Origin of the sequence: Paenibacillus sp. HB172176, from assembly GCF_011947265.1 — a bacterium.
Classification (GTDB): domain Bacteria; phylum Bacillota; class Bacilli; order Paenibacillales; family Paenibacillaceae; genus Pristimantibacillus.
The window spans coordinates 463,156-486,123 of record NZ_JAATHD010000002.1 but is presented as its reverse complement, the minus strand read 5'-3'; the positions used below and the strand labels follow the sequence as shown (position 1 = coordinate 486,123).

Here is a 22,968-nt window from a genome sequence, read left to right as displayed (position 1 = left end):
ATCTGTCTTGGTTCGGAGGATTTGGGCTGTGCAGATCACGGCAGGTGAAGGATAAGCGATTTATCTGCTCCTGCCTTTGCCGCGACCTGGTGCTTGGCCGCGTCTTCCGCTCCCGCCGTCGCCTCGAGCTCTTCCTCTGCCGGAATCTCCTCCGCGTCCGTTGCCGGCATTCTTGCGTCCGCCGCCTTGACCGCGTCCCCCGTTCCCGCTCGCGCTTCTGCGAGCATTGGCTTCCGCTGCCGCTTCCCAAGGATTGCTTGGCGCGCCGGCCGCCTTGCCGGCAGCGCGGGACGGCTTCCGCTCCGATGACTCCTGCGCTCCTGTGCCGCTTGCGTATGCGCGCTCTTCGCTGCGTCCCGAGCTTCTTCCGCCAGCTTGCTCTCGACCTCGGCGGCCTGCCGGCGCCTCGCCGCCTCGTCCTCGTCCTTGGCCGCCTCGCGAGCCGTCCTTCTCCCGAGCTCCGCTTCTGCCGCGACCGCCCTCGCCGCGTCTGCCGCCTTCGCGGGTTTTGCCGCGTCCCTGCCCCTCATTGCCTGAGCTTCTGCCGCCGCTGCGAGGCGAAACGTCCCGTCCGGAGGACTTGCTTCTGGTCACGCTCGATGCCGAGGCGCTTAGATTGCCGTCCTCATCGATGCTTCGTCTTGCGAGCCTGGCGTTGATGCCTTGCTCCACAGCCTCCAGCTTGGATTTGTCATAGGGAGTGGCAAGCGTAATCGCCATTCCTTGCTGTCCTGCACGGCCTGTCCGGCCAATGCGATGTATATACAGCTCGGCATCCTGCGGCGTGTCGTAATTATATACATGTGTAACGCCTTCCACATCGAGTCCGCGCGCGGCGACATCCGTAGCGACCAGCATTTGAAGCTTCGCGTCGCGGAATCGCTTCATCACCTGCTCGCGCTTTGCCTGAGTCAGATCGCCGTGCAGCTCGTCCGATTGGAAGCCGAAATCCTGAAGCGCTTCGTTCAGCTTCTTCGCGCGTACCTTGGTACGGCAGAAGATAACGGCAAGATAGGGACGCTGTCTGCCGAGCAAAGCAATAAGGGCGCGCTGCTTGCCGCGATCCGTCGTCTCGACGACGAACTGCTCGATGCTGTCCAGCGTCACGTTGTTGCTGCGTATTTGCACATCCGCCGGCGCGTTCATATATTCGCTGCCGAGCCGCCGAATAGGATCGGGAATCGTAGCTGAGAACAGCAGCGTTTGGCGGGAGCGCGGCGTGCTTGCAATAATGCTCTCGACCTCCGGCAGGAAGCCCATATGCAGCATCTGATCCGCCTCATCGAGCACCAGCATGGAGAGCTTGCCAAGATTAATGGTCTGACGATTCATATGATCGATCAATCTGCCCGGCGTCGCGACGACTACATGCGGCGCGTTCTTCAGCTTGCGAATTTGGGCGTCCACATCCTGCCCGCCGTAAGCAGCCAGGATATTCGCTCCGACCGCGGGAGCGAGCTTCTTCATTTCGGTTGTAATCTGGATCGCAAGCTCGCGGGTCGGCGTCAGAATCAGCGCCTGAACCTGATCCTTGTTTACATCGATCTTCTCAAGAATCGGCAACGCGAAGGCAAGCGTCTTGCCTGTGCCGGTCTGCGCCTGGGCAATGACATCCTGACCCTTCAGAAGCAGAGGTATAGTCTGGCGCTGAACGGGGGTCGGCTCCTGGATTCCGTTCTGTTGCAATAAGTGGAGAAGCTCCCGGGAGATGCCGAGAGCGGAAAATGCGGTTGACATGCGTGAATTTTCCTCATTTCGTCGATATCGTTTGAAGCTAAGTATAACAGTTGTGATGGGGATGTGCATCTTCGATTTGCATATGCTATGCTATTGCCAACATCAAAGGGATAAAGGAAGGTAGAACCGATGAACGGAACATTACGATCAGCGATAAAACCGGGCCAGGAGGTCAAAATCGTGCTGAAGCAGGATCAGCGTACCGGCAAGCTGACCCAAGGCGTTGTTAAGGATATTTTGACCAATTCTCCCCAGCATCCGCATGGCATTAAGGTCAGACTCGCAGATGGCGCCGTCGGCCGCGTGAAAGAGATTTTGTCCTGATGGCCTTCGGCATTGACCGAGGCGAGCTCGGGCGATGGAAGGAAACGGTCAGACGGGGAGAGATCGCCTTCCTGACCCATTATTGGCTTGACGAGAGATTTCCCTTCATGCGCACGGTTACGAAGGCTGGCTGCGCGGATCGCGACAGGCTTGTCCGCTGGGGAGAACGGTATGGGCTGGATCCGCGGTTCATTCATTCCCGCGCGGAATTTCCTCATTATGACCTGTTCGGCGCCAAGCAAATCGAGGTGCTTGAGAAGGAAGGGTTAATGGAGCATTTGGAGCGTTTCGGCTTAGGCGGCCAGGGCGTGTATGCCAACATGTCCCAGGAAGAACGGCAGGAGTAGTAGCGGAGGCAATTGGATGACGGAGGAAGAGATGAATACACACAGAAGAATTGAAGAAATGAGCTTGAACGGCTGGCCCGCGCTGCAGACCGTTCACTATGACGGCTGGCTCCTGCGGCTTGCCGAAGGCTATACGAAACGCTCGAATTCGGTGAGCGTTCTTCATCAAGGGGCGATCAGACTGGAGGATAAAATCGCTTATTGCGAGCAGTTCTATGAAAGCCGAGGTCAAACACCGGTATTCAAAATCACCTCCTTCGCGGACGGATTGAGGCTCGATGAGCAGTTGGAGAGGCGCGCGTACCGCAAGCTGGATCACACGCTCGTCAAATCGGCGGATTTGTCCAGGCTCGCGGAGCCTGTCTTGTTGCAGGGCTTCGATTATTCGCTGACGCCGGAGCCGACGGAGGAATGGCTGAAGGCGATCGGCGGCAGCGGCATGCAGCATTTGCAGTCCGGCCAGCTTGAGACGAAGCGCCGGATATTGGCGGGAATTCCGCTTAAGAAAGCCTTCATTATGCTGCGCGAAGGGGGCAAGCCCGTCGCCTGCGGCGTTGCCGTTATGGAAGCGGGCTGGGCGGGTTTGTACGATATTGTGACGGACCGGGATTGCCGCGGGAGAGGTTTCGGAGAGCAGATAATGAGGCTTCTGCTCGATTGGGCAAGGCGGGAGGGAGCCCGGCAAAGCTACTTGCTGGTTGTCAAATCGAATGCGGCTGCCAATCGACTCTATGACAAATTCGGCTTTCGGGAGCTGTACGACAACTGGTATCGGGTGAAGACGACGGAGGAGCTTCAGACGCCGGGCTGACAAGTGGCAGGCGCGGCATGGCAGTCGAATTCTGCGGCTTGACATCTACGATGGAAAACTTATATAATCACAGGTAATTATTTATTTTAATCCAATGCGATGAAGAGGAATTTTCTTGCTAGACAAGGATTAGAGAGCCGGCGGTTGGTGCAAGCCGGACCTTGCGTACAAGAAATCTCGCCTCCGAGCAGTGCGCGAAACCATGCTTGGCAATAATGGATGGGTCAAACGCACCGCATAGCCTGCGATATAGGCGTCAAGTGAGTGAAGACAAAGCATGCTCTTCGCTAACTAGGGTGGTACCACGGGAGAATGACCTCTCGTCCCTAGCGTTAATCGCTGGGGGCGGGAGGTTTTGTTGTATTCTGGAGCCAATGTGGAGATTGGAAAGCCGATTAGGAGGATGTTGAAATGAGTCAGGAGCAGCAGAGACATGGCTACGAGCCGAGAGTAATCGAGCCGAAATGGCAGCAAAAATGGGATGAGAGTAAGACATTCTGCACGAAGGAAGAGAGCGGGAAACCGAAATTTTACGCGCTGGATATGTTCCCGTATCCGTCGGGAGCGGGTCTCCATGTCGGACATCCGGAGGGTTATACCGCGACCGATATTATGTCCCGTTACAAGCGGATGAGAGGCTACAACGTTCTGCATCCGATGGGCTGGGACGCCTTCGGCCTTCCGGCGGAGCAGCATGCGCTGGACACGGGACAGCATCCGCGTGATATTACGTTCAAAAATATCGATAATTTCCGCCGTCAAATCAAATCGCTCGGCTTCTCGTACGACTGGGACCGCGAGTTCAGCACGACGGATCCTGACTATTATAAATGGACGCAATGGATTTTCATCCAGCTCTACAAGCGCGGCCTCGCTTATGTGGCCGAGGTTCCGGTGAACTGGTGTCCGGCGCTTGGCACGGTGCTGGCTAACGAAGAGGTCATCGACGGCAAGAGCGAGCGCGGCGGTCATCCGGTCATCCGCAAGCCGATGCGTCAATGGATTCTTCGCATTACGGAATACGCGGAGCGTTTGCTAGAGGACCTGGAGGAGCTGGATTGGTCGGAAAGCATTAAGGATATGCAGCGCAACTGGATCGGCAAGTCGACGGGAGCGGAAGTCACGTTCGAGATCGACGGGCATGACGAGTCGCTGGTCGTGTTCACAACGCGTCCGGACACGTTGTTCGGCGCAACGTATTGCGTGCTTGCTCCCGAGCATGAGCTGGTGGCAAAAATAGCGACAGCGGAGCAGCGCCATGCGGTCGAGGCTTATCAGGAAGCGGCCGCGCGCAAGAGCGATCTCGAGCGGACGGATTTGGCCAAGGAGAAGAGCGGCGTATTCACCGGCGCGTACGCGATTAATCCGGTGAACGGCGCGAAGACGCCGATCTGGATTGCCGATTATGTGCTTGCAGGTTACGGTACGGGGGCGATTATGGCCGTTCCAGGCCATGACGCCAGGGACTGGGAATTCGCGAAGCAATTCGAGCTTCCAATTATCGAGGTCGTTGAAGGCGGCGATATTTCGAAGGAAGCCTATGCGGGCGACGGTCCTCATGTGAATTCCGAGCTGCTCAACGGCTTGAACAACGAAGAGGCGATTAAGACTATGATCGATTCCTTGACCGCTTCCGGCAAAGGAAAAGGAAAGGTCACCTATCGTTTGCGCGACTGGCTGTTCAGCCGCCAGCGCTACTGGGGCGAGCCGATTCCGATCCTGCATCTGGAAGACGGCTCGATGAAGACGGTGGGGGAGGACCAGCTTCCGCTTCTCCTCCCGGATGTGGACGCCATCAAGCCGTCCGGAACGGGGGAATCTCCGCTTGCGAACGTGACGGATTGGGTGAATACGGTTGATCCTGAGACGGGGATGAAGGCGCGGCGGGAAACGAATACAATGCCGCAATGGGCAGGCAGCTGCTGGTATTATCTTCGTTTCATCGATCCGAAGAACGACAAGGAAATTTGCTCGCCGAAGAAGCAGAAGGAATGGCTGCCGGTCGATCTCTATATCGGCGGCGCCGAGCATGCCGTACTGCATTTGCTGTACGCTCGCTTCTGGCATAAGGTGCTGTACGACATGGGCGTCGTGAACACGAAGGAGCCGTTCCACAAGCTGGTCAATCAAGGCATGATCCTCGGCACGAACAACGAGAAGATGTCCAAATCTCGCGGCAACGTCATCAATCCGGATGAGATCGTGAACGAATTCGGCGCCGATACGCTTCGGATGTACGAGATGTTCATGGGCCCGCTGGAAGCGACGAAGCCTTGGAACGAGAACGGCGTGGAAGGCAGCTACCGCTTCCTGGCCCGCGTCTGGCGGTTGTTCATTGGGGAGGATGGAAGCCTGAATGCCAGAATAAGCGACAGCGAGGAAGGTACAAGCGACGCCTTCAAGCGCGTTTGGCATCGTTCCATTAAGAAGATGACGGATGATTACGAGAATTTGCGGTTCAACACCGTCATTAGCCAGTTGATGATTTTCGTAAACGAAGCTTACAAAACCGAGGTTCTTCCGAAGAAGGCGATGACGGAGTTTCTGCAGCTGCTCTCGCCAATCGCGCCGCATATCGCGGAAGAGCTTTGGGAGAGAGTTGGAAGCTCGGAGGAAATCAGCTATGCGGCTTGGCCGACCTTCGAAGAGGCGTGGACGGTCGATCAAGAGGTGGAGATCGTCGTGCAGGTGAATGGCAAAATCGTCGAACGCGTATCCATCGCGGCCGATATGAGCCAGGAAGCGATGGAAGCGATGGCGAAGGAGCTGGAGAAGGTTCAGGAGCTGATCGCGGGCAAGACCGTCCGCAAGGTCATCGCCGTGAAAGGCAAGCTGGTCAACATCGTGGCCAATTAAAGGTGGGAACGAAGAGGTGAACGGGCTTTAGCTGAAGAACAGCTATTGTCCGTTCACCTCTTCGCCGCAAAAAGCGGTCGTAACCTTGATGAGATCCTCGCGATATTTGGCATGGGTCGTGCGGATAAGCTGATTGAAGATGCCGTCGGTTTCGCGGCTCAGCAATTGAAGCGCTTTGGCCGTGATGCCGCCAGGCACAGCTACCCGAGCTTGAACCTCCTCGGCGGTCATGCCGCCTTCCGTAAGCAAGAGGCCCGTACCGAGCAGCATATTGCCCGCCACTTGCTGCGCGGTTTCGAACGGGATGCCCGTTTCCTCCACGGCTGCTTCGATGAATTGCTGCAGCAGGAAAGCGATGAAAGCCGGGCCGCAGCTCGACAAATCGGACACGATGCGCGTATAGCTCTCGTCGATGCGCAGCGGTTCGCTAATATGGGTGAAGAGAGCTTCAAGCTTCTTTTTATCTTTCTCCTGCATCCGCTCTCCATACATGCACAAGGCCGCTCCGCTCCATACCAGATTGGTGATGCTGGGGATTACCTTGGCGACTTTGCATGGAAGCTCGCCTTCGAGATGCGAGAGGAGCACGGGGCTTGTTATGGACACAATGATTTGATCGGCCCGAAGAACGGACTTAATATCGGCAGTGACTTGAAAGAACTCGTGCGGCTTCACGCACAAGAAGATGATATCGTTATTCCTGGCAGCTTCCGCATTCGTATATTCGGCCCTCATGCCGGGATACCGGGAGGCCAGCGCTTGCGCTTTGGAGAAGGTGCGATTGCTGATCGTAATCTCTGAAGGCGACATGGCACCTGATGCGACAAATGCTTCGATAAGCAAGCTTCCCATTGAGCCCGTTCCGATAAATCCAACATTCATAGTAAGCCCTCCTATACCAATGTGAGCATAATTTGATGCTTTCTTATCTTATTCACAAGAACTTGTTCCATATGTCATCCATTTCCAAAAATACTTGAGAGGGGGATTCATCGGTGCATGCAAAGGGAAAGAGTGCAAGGGGGATCGGTCAGCCGCTTGTCGTCCTGTGTCTGATGGGCGCTGCTTTACTCGCGGCTGCAGCGCTCTTGAGCGGCAATCAAGCGGCGGAAGAGCAATGGATACCGCTTAATGCCGAGGTGGCGGCGGCTCTGGGAGATGAGGACAAGGCCGCTTCCGACATTGCCGTGTCTGGTCATATTGAAGGGGATGTTGACTTTGGTATTGCCGCGCCCGGTGATAATGGGGAGAGAGCCGTCCCTGATACTGACGCCTCTCAAGCAAATGCAAATTCGCTCGGAGAAGGGAATAGCAAGGAGGCGAATATCAATATCCATGAGGATGCTTCGATGCCGGAGGCGGAGGGCAAGCTGGATGTGAACCGGGCGACGGCCGAGCAGCTTGACGAGCTGAAAGGAATCGGACCTTCCAAAGCGCAGGCAATCGTCGAAGAACGGGAGCGCGGAGGCTTCTTCGCCAGCGTGGATGATCTTCAGCGGGTGAAGGGCATCGGAGAGAAGCTGGTAGCGAAAATAAAGGATAGCGTTGTCGCTCGTCCATGATTATGAGAGAATAGACCTGAACAAATTCATTCCAATAAATTCTAGGAGGAAGTCCTGACATGTCCAATGAAAAAAAACTATCGCTTGAAACCTTGTCCGTACACGGCGGCCAAACCATCGATCCAACAACGCAGTCCCGAGCAGTGCCAATCTATCAAACCACCTCATACGGCTTCAAAGATACCGATCATGCGGCTAATTTGTTCTCCTTGCAGGAATTCGGCAACATTTACACCCGCATTATGAATCCGACCTCCGATGTGTTCGAGAAGCGAGTGGCGGAGCTGGAAGGCGGCATGGCAGCGCTTGCGGTAGCATCGGGACAGGCTGCGATCACTTATTCCATTCTTAACATAGCGGGGGCGGGAGACGAGATTGTCGCAGCAGCAAGTTTATACGGCGGAACGTATAATCTATTCTCTACGACCTTCGCCAAGCTCGGTATTACTGTCCGCTTTGCGGATCCGTCTGATCCGGGACATTTCGGCGCATTAATCAACGAGAAGACCAAAGCCGTGTTCGTGGAGACGATCGGCAATCCGATGGGGAATGTTATTGATTTGGAGGCTGTCGCTTCAATTGCGCACGAGAACGCCATTCCGCTTATCGTCGACAATACGTTCCCGAGTCCATACCTGTGCCGTCCAATCGAGCATGGCGCCGATATCGTCGTTCATTCCGCGACCAAGTTCATTGGCGGCCACGGCACGTCCATCGGCGGCATTATCGTGGACGGAGGCAAGTTCGACTGGAAGGCAAGCGGCAAATTCAGCGGTCTCACGGAGCCGGACCCAAGCTATAACGGCGTTGTGTACACGGATGCCGTCGGCCCGATCGCATATATTATTAAAGCGCGCGTTCAATTGCTCCGCGATATGGGAGCGGCCTTGTCGCCGTTCAATTCCTTCTTGCTGCTGCAAGGTTTGGAAACGCTCCATCTCCGCATGGAACGGCACAGCTCAAACGCGCAGGCGGTTGCGGAATATTTGGAAGGCCACGAGGCTGTGGATTGGGTAAGCTATGCGGGACTGCCTAGCCATCCGTCCTATGATCTTGCTCAGAAGTATATGCCGGACGGCTGTGGAGCAATCATGACCTTCGGTATCAAGGGAGGCGTGGAAGCCGGCAAGAAGGTCATTAATGCCGTGCAGCTCTTCTCCCATCTGGCGAATGTCGGCGATTCGAAATCCTTGATCATCCATCCGGCGAGCACGACGCATTTGCAGCTGACGGAGCAAGAGCAGAAGGCGGCGGGCGTTGAACCGGGTATGATTCGTCTCTCGATCGGGACGGAGGGGCTGAAGGATATTCTGGCGGATTTGGAGCAAGCGATCGCGGCAAGTCAAGGTTAATAAGCAGTCGAAAGGAAGAAACACATGAAAGCAGCTCGTACGGATGCGATACGCAAAGATTGGGATACGTACTTCATGGATATCGCCTATATGGTCTCCACGCGCTCGCGCTGTCCGCGCCGACATGTCGGCGCGGTGCTGGTGCAAGGCAAGAAGCTGCTCGGAACGGCCTACAACGGCGCGCCGATGGGCGCTCCGGACTGTCTGGAGGCGGGCTGCATGATTACGGAAGAAGCGGAATGGCGCAACGTGGACGGTCAGGAGCAAATGATCAAGAAGCAGCGATGCATCCGAACGATTCACGCGGAGCAAAATCTGTTGCTGTTCACCGATCGCGCCGACCGCGAAGGCTCTATCGTTTATGTAACGGATCAGCCCTGCTGGACCTGCGCGAATATGCTGGCGAACAGCGGCGTGACCGAAATCGTGTATGATCGCGTCTATCTCAAGGACAGCGACAAGGTGCATGATCTTATGGAGCAGAAGGGCATTCGCTTCCGCAGACTGGATCCCTATTCGCCTCCTCCTCAGACGGAGATGGAGATTATGCCGTAAGCGCTGCATGTTGAATAGTTGGCGGTAGTCACCGTTGAAAGAGGAAGAACCTCTGAATCGATTCTGACGATTCAGAGGTTCTTTGTGTTGCATCGTGTTTTGTACAACAGCGTTGGAAATCAGCGCTGGAGGGCGGGAGTGTGGTCGAGGTGGGGCTGTAGAGCGGGAAATAAGCGCTGTAGAGCGGGAAGGTGGCTGAGGAGGGGCAGCAGCGCCGGAAATCAGCGTTGGAGAGCGGAAGTGGAGCTGAGAAGGGGCAGCAACGCCGGAAATTAGCATTGGAGAGCTGGAACGTGGCTGAGGAGGGGCAGCAGCGCTGGAAATCAGCGCTGGAGAGCGGAAGTGTGGCTGAGGAGGGGTTGCAGCGCTGGAAATTAGCATTGGAGAGTGGAAATCAGGTTTGAGGGTGGAGTTTAGGAGAGAATGGAGAGATATAGATGTGGAATGAGAGGCCGCTCGTATGGTTTTGTGTATGCTGGGTTGGCGGAAGTGCGGCTGCTGCGGCGCTTGGAGCGACTGGCGCTGCGCTTGTCGGCGGAGCGATGCTGCTGCTCGCGGTTGCGGCGGCGGTTGGAGGGCAAGCGACGAGAGGGCTGGCCGTCGCTTGTCTGTTCGCCTTCTGCGCAGCGGCGGGAGAGCGGCTGTGGGCGGATGCCCATAACCGCACGGAGATGCTCGAGCTGCAAGCCGCCGCCGCGCAGGCGGGGCCGGACGCCGCCTATGCGGCCGCGGCGGAAGGCGTAATCGTCTCCGCGGTCGAGATCGACGGCGACCGCGTGCAATTCAGCATGGAGGCGGCCGCTGTCCATGCCGAGGGCTATGCGCCGCTCGAGCATGCGAGCGAGCGCCTGCTGGTGCAGCTCCGGCTCGAGTCGCAGCCGGAGCAAGACGTCGCCGCCGCCTGGCATCGCGGCGACCGCGTGAAAGTGACCGGCGAGCTGTCGCCGCCGGCGCGCGCAACCAACAGCGGCGGCTTCGACTATCGCCGCTATCTCAGCAGCCAGAGAATCCACTGGCTGCTGCAGGGCTCGGGCGCCGCCGCCGTGCAGCCTGCGGCGGCGGTCCCGGGCAACGCGGCCGCCGCCTGGCTCGGCCGCGTCGATACTGCGCGCGCGTGGCTCGGCGCGCGATTCGAGCTGCTGTACCCGGCGGAGCAAGCCGGGTATATGATGGGGCTGATCCTCGGTATCCGCGAGGATCTGGATCCCGAGCTGTTCCAGTTGTATTCGCAGCTGGGACTTACGCATTTGCTCGCCATCTCCGGCCTGCATGTCGGCGTTTTCCTCTTCATTCTCGGCAGCCTGCTCCGCCTGCTTCGCGTTCCAAAAGAGCGCCTGCTCGTCATGCTCATTGCCGCAGTGCCCGTCTATGTGCTGATGACTGGCGCATCGCCATCCGTGCTGCGCGCCGGCATGATGGCGATGCTCGGGCTCGCCGCCGCCCGAATGGGAAAGCTGAAGGACGGGCTGCATCTGCTTGCGGTTTCCGCGGTCGTCATTCTTCTGTTCGATCCTTTCTATCTCGAAAATGTCAGCTTTCAGCTTTCCTTCATCGTCACGCTCGGCCTAATCAAAGGCGTGCCTGCCGTCAGATCGCTTTTGCCGACGGGGAGAAAGGCCAAATGGTTGCTGGATCTGGTCGCTGTCAGCGTTACAGCGCAGCTCGTTTCCTTCCCGCTTTCTATTTATTATTTCAATCAATTCCATCTCTTCTCCTTAATCGCCAACATGGTCATGGTTCCCATTGTCAGCTCCATCGTTATTCCGCTCGGCTCTGCCGTGCTTGTCGTGTCCGTTGTATGGCTCAAGGGAGCCGTGCCGCTGGCGTACCTCTCCAGACAACTGAATAGTTGGTGCTTCTCCGCCGTCGAAGCGATGTCGCAGCTTTGCGAGCTGCAGACGATCTGGCGCTCGCCGCCGCCATGGTGGATCGGCGCGTGGCTGCTGCTCCTTGGACTTGGCTTCCATTGGATTCGGCAATGGACGACTGTCAGTGAATCGACCCGGCTTCAGCAGCAGACCTTGCTGGAAGCTACGGCGCCGCTTAACGGGACCAGCGAGAGCGAGCTGTCGGCGACTGACGATTTCTTGCGTGCTCTCGCGCATCAACGAAAAAGTCTGCTCTATCGCTTGGGCGCTGCGCTGCTGGCACTCTTGCTTTTGCTCGGCTGGGCTTATGAGCCTGATCGCTTCAATCGAAACGCTCTCGTAAGCTTCATCGATGTGGGGCAAGGGGATTCGGCGCTTATTCGCATGCCCGAGGGCGGCTACATTCTCATAGACGGAGGGGGAACGTTGTCCTTCCGCAAATTCGGCGAAGAGTGGAGGCGGCGAAAGGATCCGTTCGAAGTTGGCAAGAAAGTGCTTGCGCCCTTGCTCAAGAGCCGGGGCGTGCATGCAATTGATTTGGTGGTCATTTCGCATTTGGACAGCGATCATATTCGGGGATTGATGGCGGTAATCAAGCAGATACCCGTAAAACGGGTTTGGTGGAACGGCACGATGAAGGAGGAAGAGGATGCGGAGGAGCTTCTTCGCCTTATTATCGATCGAGGCATTCCGCTCTATGCCGCATCGTCGGGCATGAGCTGGCAGGCGGATGCTTTCACAAGACTTGATGTGCTGTGGCCGACTCCCTCCCCCTATCAGGAAATCCCTGTGGAGGAGGAGCAGAACGAGCAGAGCGTTGTCCTGCAATTAAGCATGTATCATCAGCGTTTCTTGTTCACCGGCGACATCAACGCGAAGACAGAAGAGAGTATTCTGGCCTACCTCGAGGAGCATCCGCTTGTAGAGGACGCGAATCAAGAGCCGGTATCCGTTATGAAGGTTGCGCATCATGGCAGCCGCTTCTCGACCGGGGAGGCTTGGCTCGACTATTGGAGGCCGCTGGCCGCGGCAATTTCGGTCGGCGCGTCGAATAGCTACGGACATCCGAATCCGGATGTGCTGAACCGACTTCAAGCGGATGGAATCAAGATATGGCGGACGGATCAGAACGGCGAGATCGACTTTCGGATTGACGCGTCAGGAGCGGTCGCGTTTCGGAAATGAATCTATACGAAGCTGCAATAATTTGATATGCTTCAAGATGGAATTGTTTTATAACGGCGAAAAATTTTTATAACGGTAAAAAAATAAAATGACCATCAAATTATTGCAACTTTTAAATAGATGCGCTCGTCAATTAGGTTGCAAGGGAGGAGGATCCTTCGTGGTGGAGCCCGGAATGATAAAAGCGGCCCAATCGGGAGATCGTGAAGCGCTCGTTACTCTGTTGCGAGAGATTGAATCCCATGTCTATCGGACAGCCTATTATATATTGAACAATGAGCAGGACGCCATGGACGCGGCCCAGGAGGCTCTCATAAGAATATATACGAAGATTGATTCTTACGAGGAGAAGGCTCAATTCAAGACATGGGTTCAACGAATTGTTACTAATATTTGTATAGATAAATTTCGCAGAACCAAACCCGCCGTATCTATTGATGAGCATGATCTGGTATTTCATGAGAAGCAGAATGTCGAGGCTGAAGTGCTAGCCTCCTATGCGATGCAGGACATACGTCATGCGATTGATCAGCTGCCCGAGCATCATCGCACGGTTGTGGTATTGCGTTATCTGCAGGATTTTTCTTATAACGAAATCGCGGATTCACTGGATTTGCCGCTCAATACCGTCAAGTCTTATTTGTTCAGAGCTAGACAGCAGCTGCAAATTTTACTCCACGATTATCAGAAAGGCGGTGTCCGGGGATGAATTGTCAAGAGGTGATTGAACTGATGCAGAGACAACTGGATAACGATCTTAGCGCGAGCGAGATCGAAATCTTGATGACCCATACCAGACAATGTCCCGCATGCGCTGCGATGTTCGAAAGATTGAAATTGCTGTCCACAGAGCTGACCAGCTTGCCCAAGGTTACGCCAAGTTACAGTTTGGTGGATGCGATTATGCCCGAGCTGGAGAGAATCGACAGAATGGCTGGGAGCGAACAAGCCGCGAGCAACGGGAGACAAGCTGACGACGATACCGTGCGATTATCGGCTGCGGCTCCGCTTCGACGGCGGAAGCGTCAGCGAAGATGGGCTTCATGGAGCGCGATAGGAGCGGCGGTGGCGGCAGGGGTTGTCGCGGGAATCTTCCTGGTGACCTATCCTCCGTCGATGAATAATGATGATGCTGCAGCGAACAGCTCCAATATGATTGCCGCGGACATTGCCAATTCTGCCGAGAGGCAGATGAGCTCGATGGACGCGAAGATAAGCAGCGGCGCGCAGGATGGCAAATACGATTCAGCCGGCGAGGATCCTTATGCAGACTCTTCTACACAAGGATTCAGCCATTCAACGGCATCTGCCGGCGGCGACGGCATACATGAATTGAATACGGAAAGCGGCGCAACTGATGATGGCAGTCCGTTGGATTATTACCAATTCAACACCGAGAGAAATCCCGGCGGCTCAGGCGAGGTTGCGGACCAGAGCGGAGCTCCGACGATTACCGACACGACAAGCGGCGATGAAGTAGAGCTCGGGGGCAAAGCCGTTTCCGGGCAAGAAGCGGATGACATGAACGGAGGAAGCGTCGCGCCGGATATGGCCTTGGTCGCTCCGGAAGAGCTCGCCACTCGAGCGGAGTCGCCGAACGGTGCCTACGTCGCTCGCATCGTCGATCATTCCATTGTTATTTTCTCTTCGGAAAGCGGTGAGCAGCTGATGGAAGCTTCAAGGAAGAACGGGCAGCTCGGGAAGCTTCTTTGGTCTGATGACAGCTCGCAGTTGACATACGAGGTGCAATTGGAGCAAGGTGCGGCGGAGAAGTATGTCATTAAGGCTCCAGACTGGGAGGAGCAAAAGGCAGGGCATTGATTGGGAATTCATGAAGAAGTTTGCACGGATTTATAGCTATTGGCGTATAGTATAGCGAGAGATGAGTCTACGACGTGTGCTGACGTCGTATGACCATTCACATGGCAGTACCATGGAGCTGCCGGTGGATGTTAATATAAAGACAGAGGGATGCGGCTGGCACCAGCTCATCCCTCTGTTGCTTGCCCAGGATATGATTTAGGAGTGATACATAATGGATGTCAAGGACGCTCTCAAGGAAGTCAAGAATCGCAAATTCCGCCCCCTCTACGTGTTGTACGGCAAAGACCGCTATCGCTTGAATGCGTTCATTGATACATTGACCGAACAGTTGTTCACCGAGGAAGAGAAGGAGCTGGGCGTTATCAAATTCGATACCGCGGAAACCGCTGTTGAACAAATCGTGATCGAAGCGGAGTCCCCGCCTTTCTTTGTCGAGCGCAAGCTCATTCTGGTCAAGGATGCGGCAGTAATGGCGACTGGAGGCAAGGACAACGCCAAGCTGGAGCATCGCGTCGAGAAGCTGCTCGCTTATTTGGAGCAGCCTCTGGAGTCCTCTGTTATCGTTTTTGTTGTAGGAGCGGAGAAGCTTGACGAACGCCGGAAAATTGTGAAAGCGATCAAGGAAAGGAAGTCCGTCATCGCTTTCGCAGAGCTTTCCGCCGCGGAGCTAAAGCAATGGATGCTGCAACGGGCTGCGAGACAGAATCGCCGCTTGAGCGAGGATGGAGCCGATCTGCTCATGGTTCGGTCAGGGACGAACATGGGGCAGCTGTCGCAGGAGCTGGACAAGCTGTGCCTTCATGCCGGCGAAGGAGGCGTTATCGATGTGGAGCAGATTGATTTGCTTACGGCCTCGACGGTTGAAGAGGATGTGTTCGCTATGGTAGAGGCTTTGTCGGAGCTGCGGATCGATAAAGCGCTGAAGCAATATCAACAATTGCTCGTCAGAAGAGAAGAGCCGATTAAGATTGTTGCGCTCATCGCAAGACAATTCCGGATTATGCTGCAGATCAAGGAATTGGAGCAGCAGCATTATTCGCCGCAGCAGATGGCCGGACAGCTTGGTCTCCATCCTTATGCCGTGAAGCTTTCCGCGGAGAAGGGCAGAGCATTCGAGATTGGCACGCTCGGCAGATGGCTTTCCCAATTGGCTGAGCTCGACTTTAAGATGAAGAGCGGTCTCATTGACAAATCGCTGGGGCTTGAGCTGTTTATATTGTCGTTAGGGATGAAACCCGGCGTTTCTTAAGACTTCTCTCTCTGCGTATCTCATCATTTCCGCAACAAAAGCCTCGTGCTTCGATAGTGAAGCATGAGGCTTTTTGTACAGGCAAAAAAAGAATCGTCCTTGACAAGGACGATCCGTTTTTGTTCAAAGCGAACTGCATAACGCCATAGCTTAAGCCTCAGCGGACAATGCGTTTACTTTTTTGGCAAGACGCGATTTTTTGCGGGCAGCCGCATTTTTATGAATCAGGCCTTTTGTTACTGCTTTGTCCAATTTTTTCGTAGCAACGATCAACGCTGCTTTCGCTGCAGCGGCATCAGTGCTTACAATAGCTTGGTCAGCAGATTTAACGGCCGAACGAAGTGCGGATTTTTGGGACGCGTTCAAAGCGCGGCGTTTCTCGCTTGTCTTCACGCGTTTAATTGCGGATTTGATGTTTGGCATGGATTTCACCTCCTAAAAGCTCTGTGAAGCATAAGTAACAACACAACTTAAAATATACTATCACGTACCCGCCCAAAAAGCAATAGTATCCAGGCGCTGTTCAAGGTATGAAACTGATGCATAAGCGAACAATAAGGGAAAGCTGGAACACGAAGGGAGAAGGATGTATGAAGGATCTCGATTTGCAGCAATTCAATGTTCGCACAGATCTCGCCTTGGAGGCCAAGGAGCTTGCGGAGAAATCGGCAGGCGGCGGCATTCCCGGCATTGCTTCGCAGGTAACGGAAGACGACGGCGTGACGATAACGGAGCTTCATGTACAGGATGAGCAAGGCGCGCAGGCCATCGGCAAGATGATGGGCAGATACGTGACGATTGAGGTGCCGGGTCTGCGAGGGGGCGATACGGGGCTGCAGGACCGGGTAGCCACTCATTTCGCCAAATATTTCGAAAGCTTTCTGGAGAAGCTGTCCATCCCGAAGATGGCAAGAGTGCTGATTGTAGGTCTTGGCAATTGGAACGTGACACCGGATGCGCTGGGGCCTCTTGTAGTGGAAAATGTAATGGTTACACGCCATTTCTTCGAATTGATGCCGGATCAGGTCGCTCAAGGCTATCGATCGGTCAGCGCGGTGGCGCCGGGCGTGCTTGGCATTACGGGCATTGAATCCAGTGAAATCGTGCAAGGCATCGTGGATCGCTCCAAGCCCGATCTTGTTATTGCGATCGATGCGCTTGCGTCGAAGGCGCTGGACAGGGTGAACACTACGATTCAAATCGCCGACATCGGCATTCATCCGGGCTCCGGCATAGGCAATAAACGCAAGGGCCTGACGCAGGATATTCTTGGCGTTCCGGTTATCGCAATCGGTGTGCCGACGGTCGTGTACGCATCAACGATTGTCAATCACACGTTCGAGATGATGAAGAACCATCTTGAGGCGCAGAACGGCGATACGAATCAAATATTCGGTCTAATGAACGACATTCCCGAGGCTGAACGACTGCAGCTTGTGAAGGAAGTGCTCAGCCCGCTGGGACATGATTTGCTTGTTACGCCAAAGGAAGTGGATCAATTCATTGAAGATATCGCGAATATTATCGCAAGCGGCTTGAACGCCTCTCTTCATGAGGCTGTCGATACCGACAACGTGGCTGCATATACGCATTGAAGAGGCAGACCTGCGCATTTTCAAGTTATGTGCAGGTCTGTTTCTGCTTATTCGCATGGAGCGCTTCTATACACCTCCAATGAAACTTAAGAAGGATCAACTCTCTCCTCTGCTATCGTTCAGCCTCTAGCAAATCCAACTCTGCGGTTCTATTATCTCTTAATCTTCCATAGTCTAGTAGTAGCTGGAGGGCTTATCTTTCGACTGCATGACAGGAGGGTTATTCAATGATGAATCACAATTTGAGGCAAACCGCGGTACTGGGCTTTGAGACCAGAATCAGGCAGGTGCTGGTTACAGGACGGGCATTTTCGGTCCTGTCGCTGAGTTCGATGCTGTTCTTCCTTGTATTGGGAGCAGCCGTTATGATCCACTCGCAATCCCAACGATCGCCAATCTACTCTATGAGCGGATTGGCATCATCGATGTCCAGCGGCTTCTTCGGCGATATGCTGGAGATGGAAATGCCAATGTTTCAAAGCGGACTGCCGTCCGAAGCGCTGACAAGCAAGGAAGTTTCCGTGTTCCTCATGCGAACGTTAACGGATATGAACCCGAATAATCCCAAGAGTTTGCTGGCGGGCGAGCTTCCGGGCATGAGCTCCGGAGATTCGATTCTTATACGCAAGGGAATCGGCACTGACGCCGATGAAGGACCGCAGGATCATTCTCCGGTACAGGAACCCCAGGTACAGGGCGAGAACGGGGATGGCGGCGATGCTCCTGGCCAAGGAAGCAATCCCCAAGATTCGCATCAAGGGGCGGGCGGAGCGCAAAACGGGGATGGGGGAGCGAGCGGGAACGAGATTGCCGCTGTTCCAACGCCGACGAAGAAACCGGATCAGGGAGAAGCTTCAAAGCCGACGACGGGCGATGATAAGGTCGTCTTCATCTATCACTCCCATAGCCGCGAATCCTGGTTTCCGGAAATCAAGAGCACGTCGAATGATCCCAGCTCCGCCACGACGAATATTACGCTGGTAGGCAAGAGATTGGCGGACAAGCTGGAGGAGGAGGGCGTCGGGGCGATGCATTCGGATACGGATTATCCTTCCGTCATTAAGGGCTATCGATGGGAGCTTAGCTACAAATATTCCTTGAAGTCTGTGCAGGAAGCGATGGCGAGCAACAAGAAACTGAAATTTTTCTTTGATATTCACCGCGATTCGCAAAAGCGAAAATATACGACGGTCGACATTGGAGGCAAAAGCTATGCCCAGGTCTATTTCATCATCGGTCACAAAAACCCGGATTGGAAGGAAAACGAAGCCTTCGCCACTCAAATACACGATGCGCTCGAAGAAAGGTATCCAGGTATTTCAAGGGGAATTTGGGGGAAAACTGCTGCTACAGGCAATGGCGAATATAACCAATCGCTTGCAGCGGACAGCGTGCTGATCGAGATCGGCGGCGTGGACAATACGCTGGAGGAATCATACCGGACGGCGGATGCGCTGGCAGAGGTGATTTCCGGTATTTATTGGGATGCCGAGAAGGTATCCGGCGAAGGAGAAGAATAAAGATGAAGCATGGCGCTTGGAAATGGATTATGATGGGCGTTGCGTTAACGATAATTGTATTGTTCGGCATCGAGATGTCCACGACGGGCATTGAACGGATCTACGGACCGATAGACGGAACACAGGCTGGAAGCGAGACAAATGCTGCTATTACGGAGACCGCAGCGGATCAATCCGATAAAGCTTCAGAGACTGAAAGACGGATTGACGAGCTGGAGCGGGAGCTGGAGCGCATTCGCAAGCTGGCAGGGAAAGGCGCGGACCGGGATTGGCTCAGAGACGAGCTGCAGAAGGAGCTTGAGGAGGTTCCGCCCCAGGATGGACAGCCGGCAGTGGACAAGATTGCCGATTCGACATCAGGGCTTTTGCAGTCGGCCTCCACGAACGGGATTAAGCTCGTAGCCCATTTGTTCGACGGCTTAATCAACTAATCCGCATTGCTGAGCATCCCGCAAGCTGATATAATAGACAGAATGATTAGCATTATTGGAATGTGTGGGGGCTCTGGCATGACAGATGTTCGTGAACGACAGAAGAAGATTAGAAATTTTTCCATTATCGCGCATATCGACCATGGGAAATCGACGCTTGCGGATCGCATTCTTGAATATACGGGAGCGTTAAGCTCGCGCGAGATGCAAGCTCAGGTGCTGGATCAAATGGATCTCGAGCGCGAGAGGGGCATTACGATTAAGCTGCAAGCCGTCCGGCTGACATACAAAGCTGATGACGGAGAGGAATATTTGCTGAATTTGATAGATACGCCGGGACATGTGGATTTTACATACGAGGTGTCCAGAAGCATGGCGGCCTGCGAAGGCGCGTTGCTCGTCGTCGATGCCGCCCAAGGCATCGAAGCGCAGACGCTGGCGAATGTCTATCTCGCTTTGGACAATAATCTGGAGGTTCTTCCGGTTATTAACAAGATCGATCTTCCAAGCGCCGACCCGGATCGGGTGAAGCAGGAGATCGAAGACGTAATCGGGCTCGACGCCAGCGAAGCGGTTCATGCGTCGGCGAAAGCGGGCATCGGGATCAAGGAAATTCTCGAGCAGGTGGTGCAGAAGGTGCCGGCTCCGACCGGCGATCCGGATGAGCCGCTGAAGGCGCTTATTTTCGATTCGCATTATGATGCGTACAAGGGCGTCATCGTCTATGTCCGAATTATCGACGGCAGCATCAAGGCCGGCAAGAAAATTCGCTTCATGGCCACCGGCGCAGAATTCGAAGTGATTGAGGTCGGTTCCTTCATGCCGAGAATGACCATTGTCGATGAATTGTCCGTTGGCGATGTCGGCTTTATCGTGGCGGGCATCAAGAATGTCAAGGACACCCGGGTGGGCGATACGGTAACGGATGCGAAGAAGCCGGCTTCTGCCGCGCTTCCCGGCTACCGACGCATCAATCCGATGGTCTATTGCGGGTTGTATCCGATCGAGACGCAGGATTACAATGATTTGCGCGAAGCGCTCGGCAAGCTGGAGCTTAACGACGCGTCGCTGCGATACGAGGCGGAGTCCTCGACCGCTCTTGGCTTCGGCTTCCGCTGCGGCTTTCTGGGTCTGCTTCATATGGAAATCATTCAAGAGCGCATCGAGCGCGAATTCAATATCCCGCTTATTACGACCGCTCCCAGCGTTATTTACAAGGTTACGCTGACGAACGGCGAGACGCTCGACATCGATAATCCGTCGAATTATCCGGAATCGGGCAAGCTGGATTATGTCGAGGAGCCTTATGTGAAGGCGGCCGTTATCGTGCCTAATGATTTCGTGGGAGCGATTATGGAGCTTTGCCAGAACAAACGCGGTGAATTCGTCAATATGGAATATTTGGACACGAATCGCGTGACCATTACGTATCATTTGCCGCTCTCCGAAATCGTGTACGATTTCTTCGATCAATTGAAATCGAATACGAAGGGCTATGCGTCATTCGACTACGAGCTGTCGGGGTACCGCAAATCGAATTTGGTCAAAATGGACATTATGCTGAACGGCGAGCAAGTTGACGCCTTATCGGTTATCGTGCATCGCGATCGCGCCTATCATCGCGGACGTCTCATCTGCGAAAAGATGAAGGAGCTAATTCCGAGGCAGATGTTCGAGGTGCCGGTGCAGGCCTCGATTGGCACGAAGGTTATCGCCCGCGAGACGGTCAAAGCAATGCGCAAAAACGTGCTTGCGAAATGCTACGGCGGCGACATTAGCCGGAAGCGGAAGCTGCTAGAGAAGCAGAAGGAAGGCAAGAAGCGCATGAAGCAGGTCGGCAATGTCGAGGTGCCGCAGGAAGCGTTTATGGCGGTGCTCAAAATTGACGAGGATTAATGCCTGAAAATGCTGAGGGAGAGCTGCGCTCTCCTTCTTTGTTTTTCGGAGAGGAAAAGGAAAGGAAGGAAGACCATGAGTCGAATGCAAGCGCCCGAGGCGCTCTATATCCATATTCCGTTCTGTACGAACAAATGCCATTATTGCGATTTCACCTCCTATGTATTGAAGGGTCAGCCTGTCGATCTCTATCTGGACGCGCTGGAAGAAGAGATGCGGAAAACGGCTGCTGAATTGCCGTCCGGGGGCATTAGAACGGTGTTCGTGGGAGGAGGGACGCCGACGGTGTTGACACCGCCGCAGATGGAGAGATTCCTGCGTTCTGTTCACAAGCATTTTCCCATTCTGCCCCAGGTCGAATTCACCATGGAAGCGAATCCGGGAACGACAGATGCGGACAAGTTGGCTGCCATGCGCGAAGGCGGCGTCAATCGAATCAGCTTCGGCGTGCAATCCTTCGACTCGGGGCTGCTCGAGCGCATCGGGCGCATTCATAATGTGGAGGATGTGTATCGTAGTCTGGACAACGCAAGGAAGGCCGGCTTCGACAATCTCTCGATCGATCTCATGTTCGGCTTGCCGGGACAGTCGCTTCAGCAGCTGTCCGACAGCGTGGATCGCGCGCTGGAGCTTGATCTAACTCATTACTCCATCTACAGTTTGAAGGTGGAGGAGAACACGTTATTCCATAAGCTCTACGAACGCAATCAGCTTCCTCTTCCAACGGAGGAAGAAGAATTCGATATGTTCATTCTGTTGATGGACAAGCTGAAGAAGAGCGGCTACAAGCATTATGAGATCAGTAATTTCGCCAAGCCGGGCTATGAGAGCAAGCATAACACGGTCTACTGGCGCAATCAGCCCTACTATGGTCTTGGAGCCGGAGCGCACGGTTATGCGAAGGCCAAGCGGCATGTGAATTTGAAGGGCATACAACCCTATATCGATGCAAGCGCGACTAGATTGCCGCGGCTTGAGGAGCATCAGGTTTCCGAGGAGGAAGCGATGGAGGATTTCATGATGGTCGGGCTGCGCTTGCTCGAAGGCGTGAGGACCTCCTCCTTTGCAGAGCAATTTGACGGACAATCAATAGAAGAAAGCTTCGGCAATATCATTCGGGAGCTGATAGAGAAAGGGTTGCTTGAACGCAAAGAGCATGGCGAGGATTGCGTCTATCGTTTGACGGATCAAGGCGTTTTGCTCGGCAATGAAGTGTTCGGAGCCTTCATTGACGTGTAGGAACGAGGAGGGCGCAGCCGTCTTGACTCCGATGAAGAATGAAATACCTATTGAGAATTAATGCGTTTTGATGTATATTTATTCATATTGAATTTGACGAGATCTCGTGGAGGTGAAGGCGGCGATGCAAACGATGCAAGTCATATGCAGGGAAGCGACAATGAGCGATGTGGACAACTTATTCGATCTTATTAAAGATTATGCCGAGAAAGGTATTATGCTGCCTCGCACACGAGAAGCGATTGCCCATACGATAGACGCGTTTGTTGTAGCGGAGCTTGACGGACAGGTAGTCGGCTGCGGCTCGCTCACACGTCTGGGAGATAATCTTGTCGAGATCAGATCGCTCGGTATGAATGACGGCTACAAGGGTCTCGGCATCGGAAGCAAGCTGGTGGAATGTCTGATGGAGAAAGCGAAGGAGCAAGGCATCACGAAGGTGATGGCCTTAACATACGCGGATTCCTTCTTCGAGAAAAACGGCTTTCAGGTAGTCGATAAGGAAATCTTTCCCGAGAAGGTATGGAGGGATTGCGTCAACTGCCCCAAGCAGCTCGCCTGCGACGAGATTGCCGTGCTGAGGGAGATTCGTTCGTAAAGCGCCTATTTATGAAAAT

General features: G+C 54.5%; 20 protein-coding genes and 1 other annotated feature. Of the genes, 17 read left to right on the top strand and 3 right to left on the bottom strand.

Annotated features, from left to right (window positions below):
• Nucleotides 1–60: 60 nt before the first annotated feature.
• A complete protein-coding gene (locus tag HFP08_RS04720; protein ID WP_168119338.1) occupies nucleotides 61–1,737 on the bottom strand; it encodes a DEAD/DEAH box helicase in 1,677 nt (558 codons plus the stop codon).
• A gap of 129 nt (nucleotides 1,738–1,866) precedes the next feature.
• Here HFP08_RS04720 and HFP08_RS04715 point away from each other — a divergent pair, with 129 nt between their 5' ends.
• From HFP08_RS04715 to leuS, 4 genes are all read left to right on the top strand, one after another.
• Nucleotides 1,867–2,061 carry a YwbE family protein gene (locus HFP08_RS04715; RefSeq protein ID WP_168119337.1) on the top strand — a complete coding sequence of 65 codons (195 nt, stop codon included), beginning with the start codon at nucleotides 1,867–1,869 and terminating at the stop codon, nucleotides 2,059–2,061.
• Nucleotides 2,061–2,408, top strand: coding sequence for a ligand-gated ion channel (locus HFP08_RS04710; RefSeq protein ID WP_168119336.1), 348 nt, complete (start codon nucleotides 2,061–2,063; stop codon nucleotides 2,406–2,408). The genes HFP08_RS04715 and HFP08_RS04710 overlap by 1 nt, the downstream gene beginning before the upstream one ends.
• Nucleotides 2,409–2,424: 16 nt before the next feature.
• Nucleotides 2,425–3,219, top strand: coding sequence for a GNAT family N-acetyltransferase (locus HFP08_RS04705; protein WP_168119335.1), 795 nt, complete (start codon nucleotides 2,425–2,427; stop codon nucleotides 3,217–3,219).
• A gap of 90 nt (nucleotides 3,220–3,309) precedes the next feature.
• Nucleotides 3,310–3,550 (top strand) — a binding site (T-box leader).
• Nucleotides 3,551–3,630: 80 nt separating this feature from the next.
• Nucleotides 3,631–6,075: a leucine--tRNA ligase gene (gene leuS / locus HFP08_RS04700; RefSeq protein ID WP_168119334.1), complete on the top strand. Its 2,445-nt coding sequence runs from the start codon at nucleotides 3,631–3,633 to the stop codon at nucleotides 6,073–6,075.
• Between the two features lie 42 nt (nucleotides 6,076–6,117).
• Here the strand turns inward: leuS and comER are convergent, their stop codons facing one another.
• Complete coding sequence (gene comER / locus HFP08_RS04695) at nucleotides 6,118–6,957, bottom strand: late competence protein ComER (RefSeq protein ID WP_168119333.1); 840 nt, start codon at nucleotides 6,955–6,957, stop codon at nucleotides 6,118–6,120.
• Nucleotides 6,958–7,070: 113 nt separating this feature from the next.
• On the opposite strand from comER, the gene HFP08_RS04690 reads away from it, so the two are divergent.
• From HFP08_RS04690 to holA, 7 genes are all read left to right on the top strand, one after another.
• The gene (locus HFP08_RS04690) at nucleotides 7,071–7,637 is read left to right on the top strand and encodes a ComEA family DNA-binding protein (protein ID WP_168119332.1); all 567 of its coding nucleotides are present in this window, start codon (nucleotides 7,071–7,073) and stop codon (nucleotides 7,635–7,637) included.
• Nucleotides 7,638–7,696: 59 nt separating this feature from the next.
• A complete protein-coding gene (locus HFP08_RS04685) occupies nucleotides 7,697–8,989 on the top strand; it encodes a homocysteine synthase (protein WP_168119331.1) in 1,293 nt (430 codons plus the stop codon).
• 24 nt (nucleotides 8,990–9,013) lie between these two features.
• Nucleotides 9,014–9,544, top strand: a complete 531-nt coding sequence (locus tag HFP08_RS04680) for a deoxycytidylate deaminase (protein ID WP_168119330.1) — start codon at nucleotides 9,014–9,016, stop codon at nucleotides 9,542–9,544.
• A 437-nt stretch (nucleotides 9,545–9,981) separates the two neighbouring features.
• Complete coding sequence (locus HFP08_RS04675) at nucleotides 9,982–12,597, top strand: DNA internalization-related competence protein ComEC/Rec2 (RefSeq protein ID WP_168119329.1); 2,616 nt, start codon at nucleotides 9,982–9,984, stop codon at nucleotides 12,595–12,597.
• Nucleotides 12,598–12,757: 160 nt separating this feature from the next.
• On the top strand, nucleotides 12,758–13,306 hold the full coding sequence (locus HFP08_RS04670; RefSeq protein WP_168119328.1) for an RNA polymerase sigma factor: 549 nt from the start codon (nucleotides 12,758–12,760) through the stop codon (nucleotides 13,304–13,306).
• Entirely contained in the window at nucleotides 13,303–14,418 is a 1,116-nt protein-coding gene (locus tag HFP08_RS04665; protein ID WP_168119327.1) for an anti-sigma factor family protein, read from the top strand. The genes HFP08_RS04670 and HFP08_RS04665 overlap by 4 nt, the downstream gene beginning before the upstream one ends.
• 214 nt (nucleotides 14,419–14,632) lie before the next feature.
• Complete coding sequence (holA, locus tag HFP08_RS04660) at nucleotides 14,633–15,670, top strand: DNA polymerase III subunit delta (protein WP_168119326.1); 1,038 nt, start codon at nucleotides 14,633–14,635, stop codon at nucleotides 15,668–15,670.
• A 150-nt stretch (nucleotides 15,671–15,820) separates the two neighbouring features.
• Here the strand turns inward: holA and rpsT are convergent, their stop codons facing one another.
• The gene (gene rpsT / locus HFP08_RS04655; protein WP_168119325.1) at nucleotides 15,821–16,093 is read right to left on the bottom strand and encodes a 30S ribosomal protein S20; all 273 of its coding nucleotides are present in this window, start codon (nucleotides 16,091–16,093) and stop codon (nucleotides 15,821–15,823) included.
• A 167-nt stretch (nucleotides 16,094–16,260) separates the two neighbouring features.
• Between rpsT and gpr the strand changes: the two genes are divergently transcribed.
• From gpr to HFP08_RS04625, 6 genes are all read left to right on the top strand, one after another.
• Nucleotides 16,261–17,265 carry a GPR endopeptidase gene (gene gpr, locus HFP08_RS04650; RefSeq protein WP_168119324.1) on the top strand — a complete coding sequence of 335 codons (1,005 nt, stop codon included), beginning with the start codon at nucleotides 16,261–16,263 and terminating at the stop codon, nucleotides 17,263–17,265.
• Between the two features lie 227 nt (nucleotides 17,266–17,492).
• A complete protein-coding gene (gene spoIIP, locus HFP08_RS04645) occupies nucleotides 17,493–18,785 on the top strand; it encodes a stage II sporulation protein P (protein ID WP_240941077.1) in 1,293 nt (430 codons plus the stop codon).
• Between the two features lie 2 nt (nucleotides 18,786–18,787).
• Nucleotides 18,788–19,216: an SPX domain-containing protein gene (locus tag HFP08_RS04640; RefSeq protein ID WP_168119323.1), complete on the top strand. Its 429-nt coding sequence runs from the start codon at nucleotides 18,788–18,790 to the stop codon at nucleotides 19,214–19,216.
• 78 nt (nucleotides 19,217–19,294) lie between these two features.
• Nucleotides 19,295–21,112, top strand: coding sequence for a translation elongation factor 4 (gene lepA, locus HFP08_RS04635; protein WP_168119322.1), 1,818 nt, complete (start codon nucleotides 19,295–19,297; stop codon nucleotides 21,110–21,112).
• Between the two features lie 75 nt (nucleotides 21,113–21,187).
• The gene (hemW, locus tag HFP08_RS04630; protein WP_168119321.1) at nucleotides 21,188–22,351 is read left to right on the top strand and encodes a radical SAM family heme chaperone HemW; all 1,164 of its coding nucleotides are present in this window, start codon (nucleotides 21,188–21,190) and stop codon (nucleotides 22,349–22,351) included.
• A 124-nt stretch (nucleotides 22,352–22,475) separates the two neighbouring features.
• Nucleotides 22,476–22,949 (top strand): N-acetyltransferase, encoded by a 474-nt coding sequence (locus HFP08_RS04625; RefSeq protein ID WP_481856535.1) that lies wholly within the window; start codon nucleotides 22,476–22,478, stop codon nucleotides 22,947–22,949.
• Nucleotides 22,950–22,968: the final 19 nt, after the last annotated feature.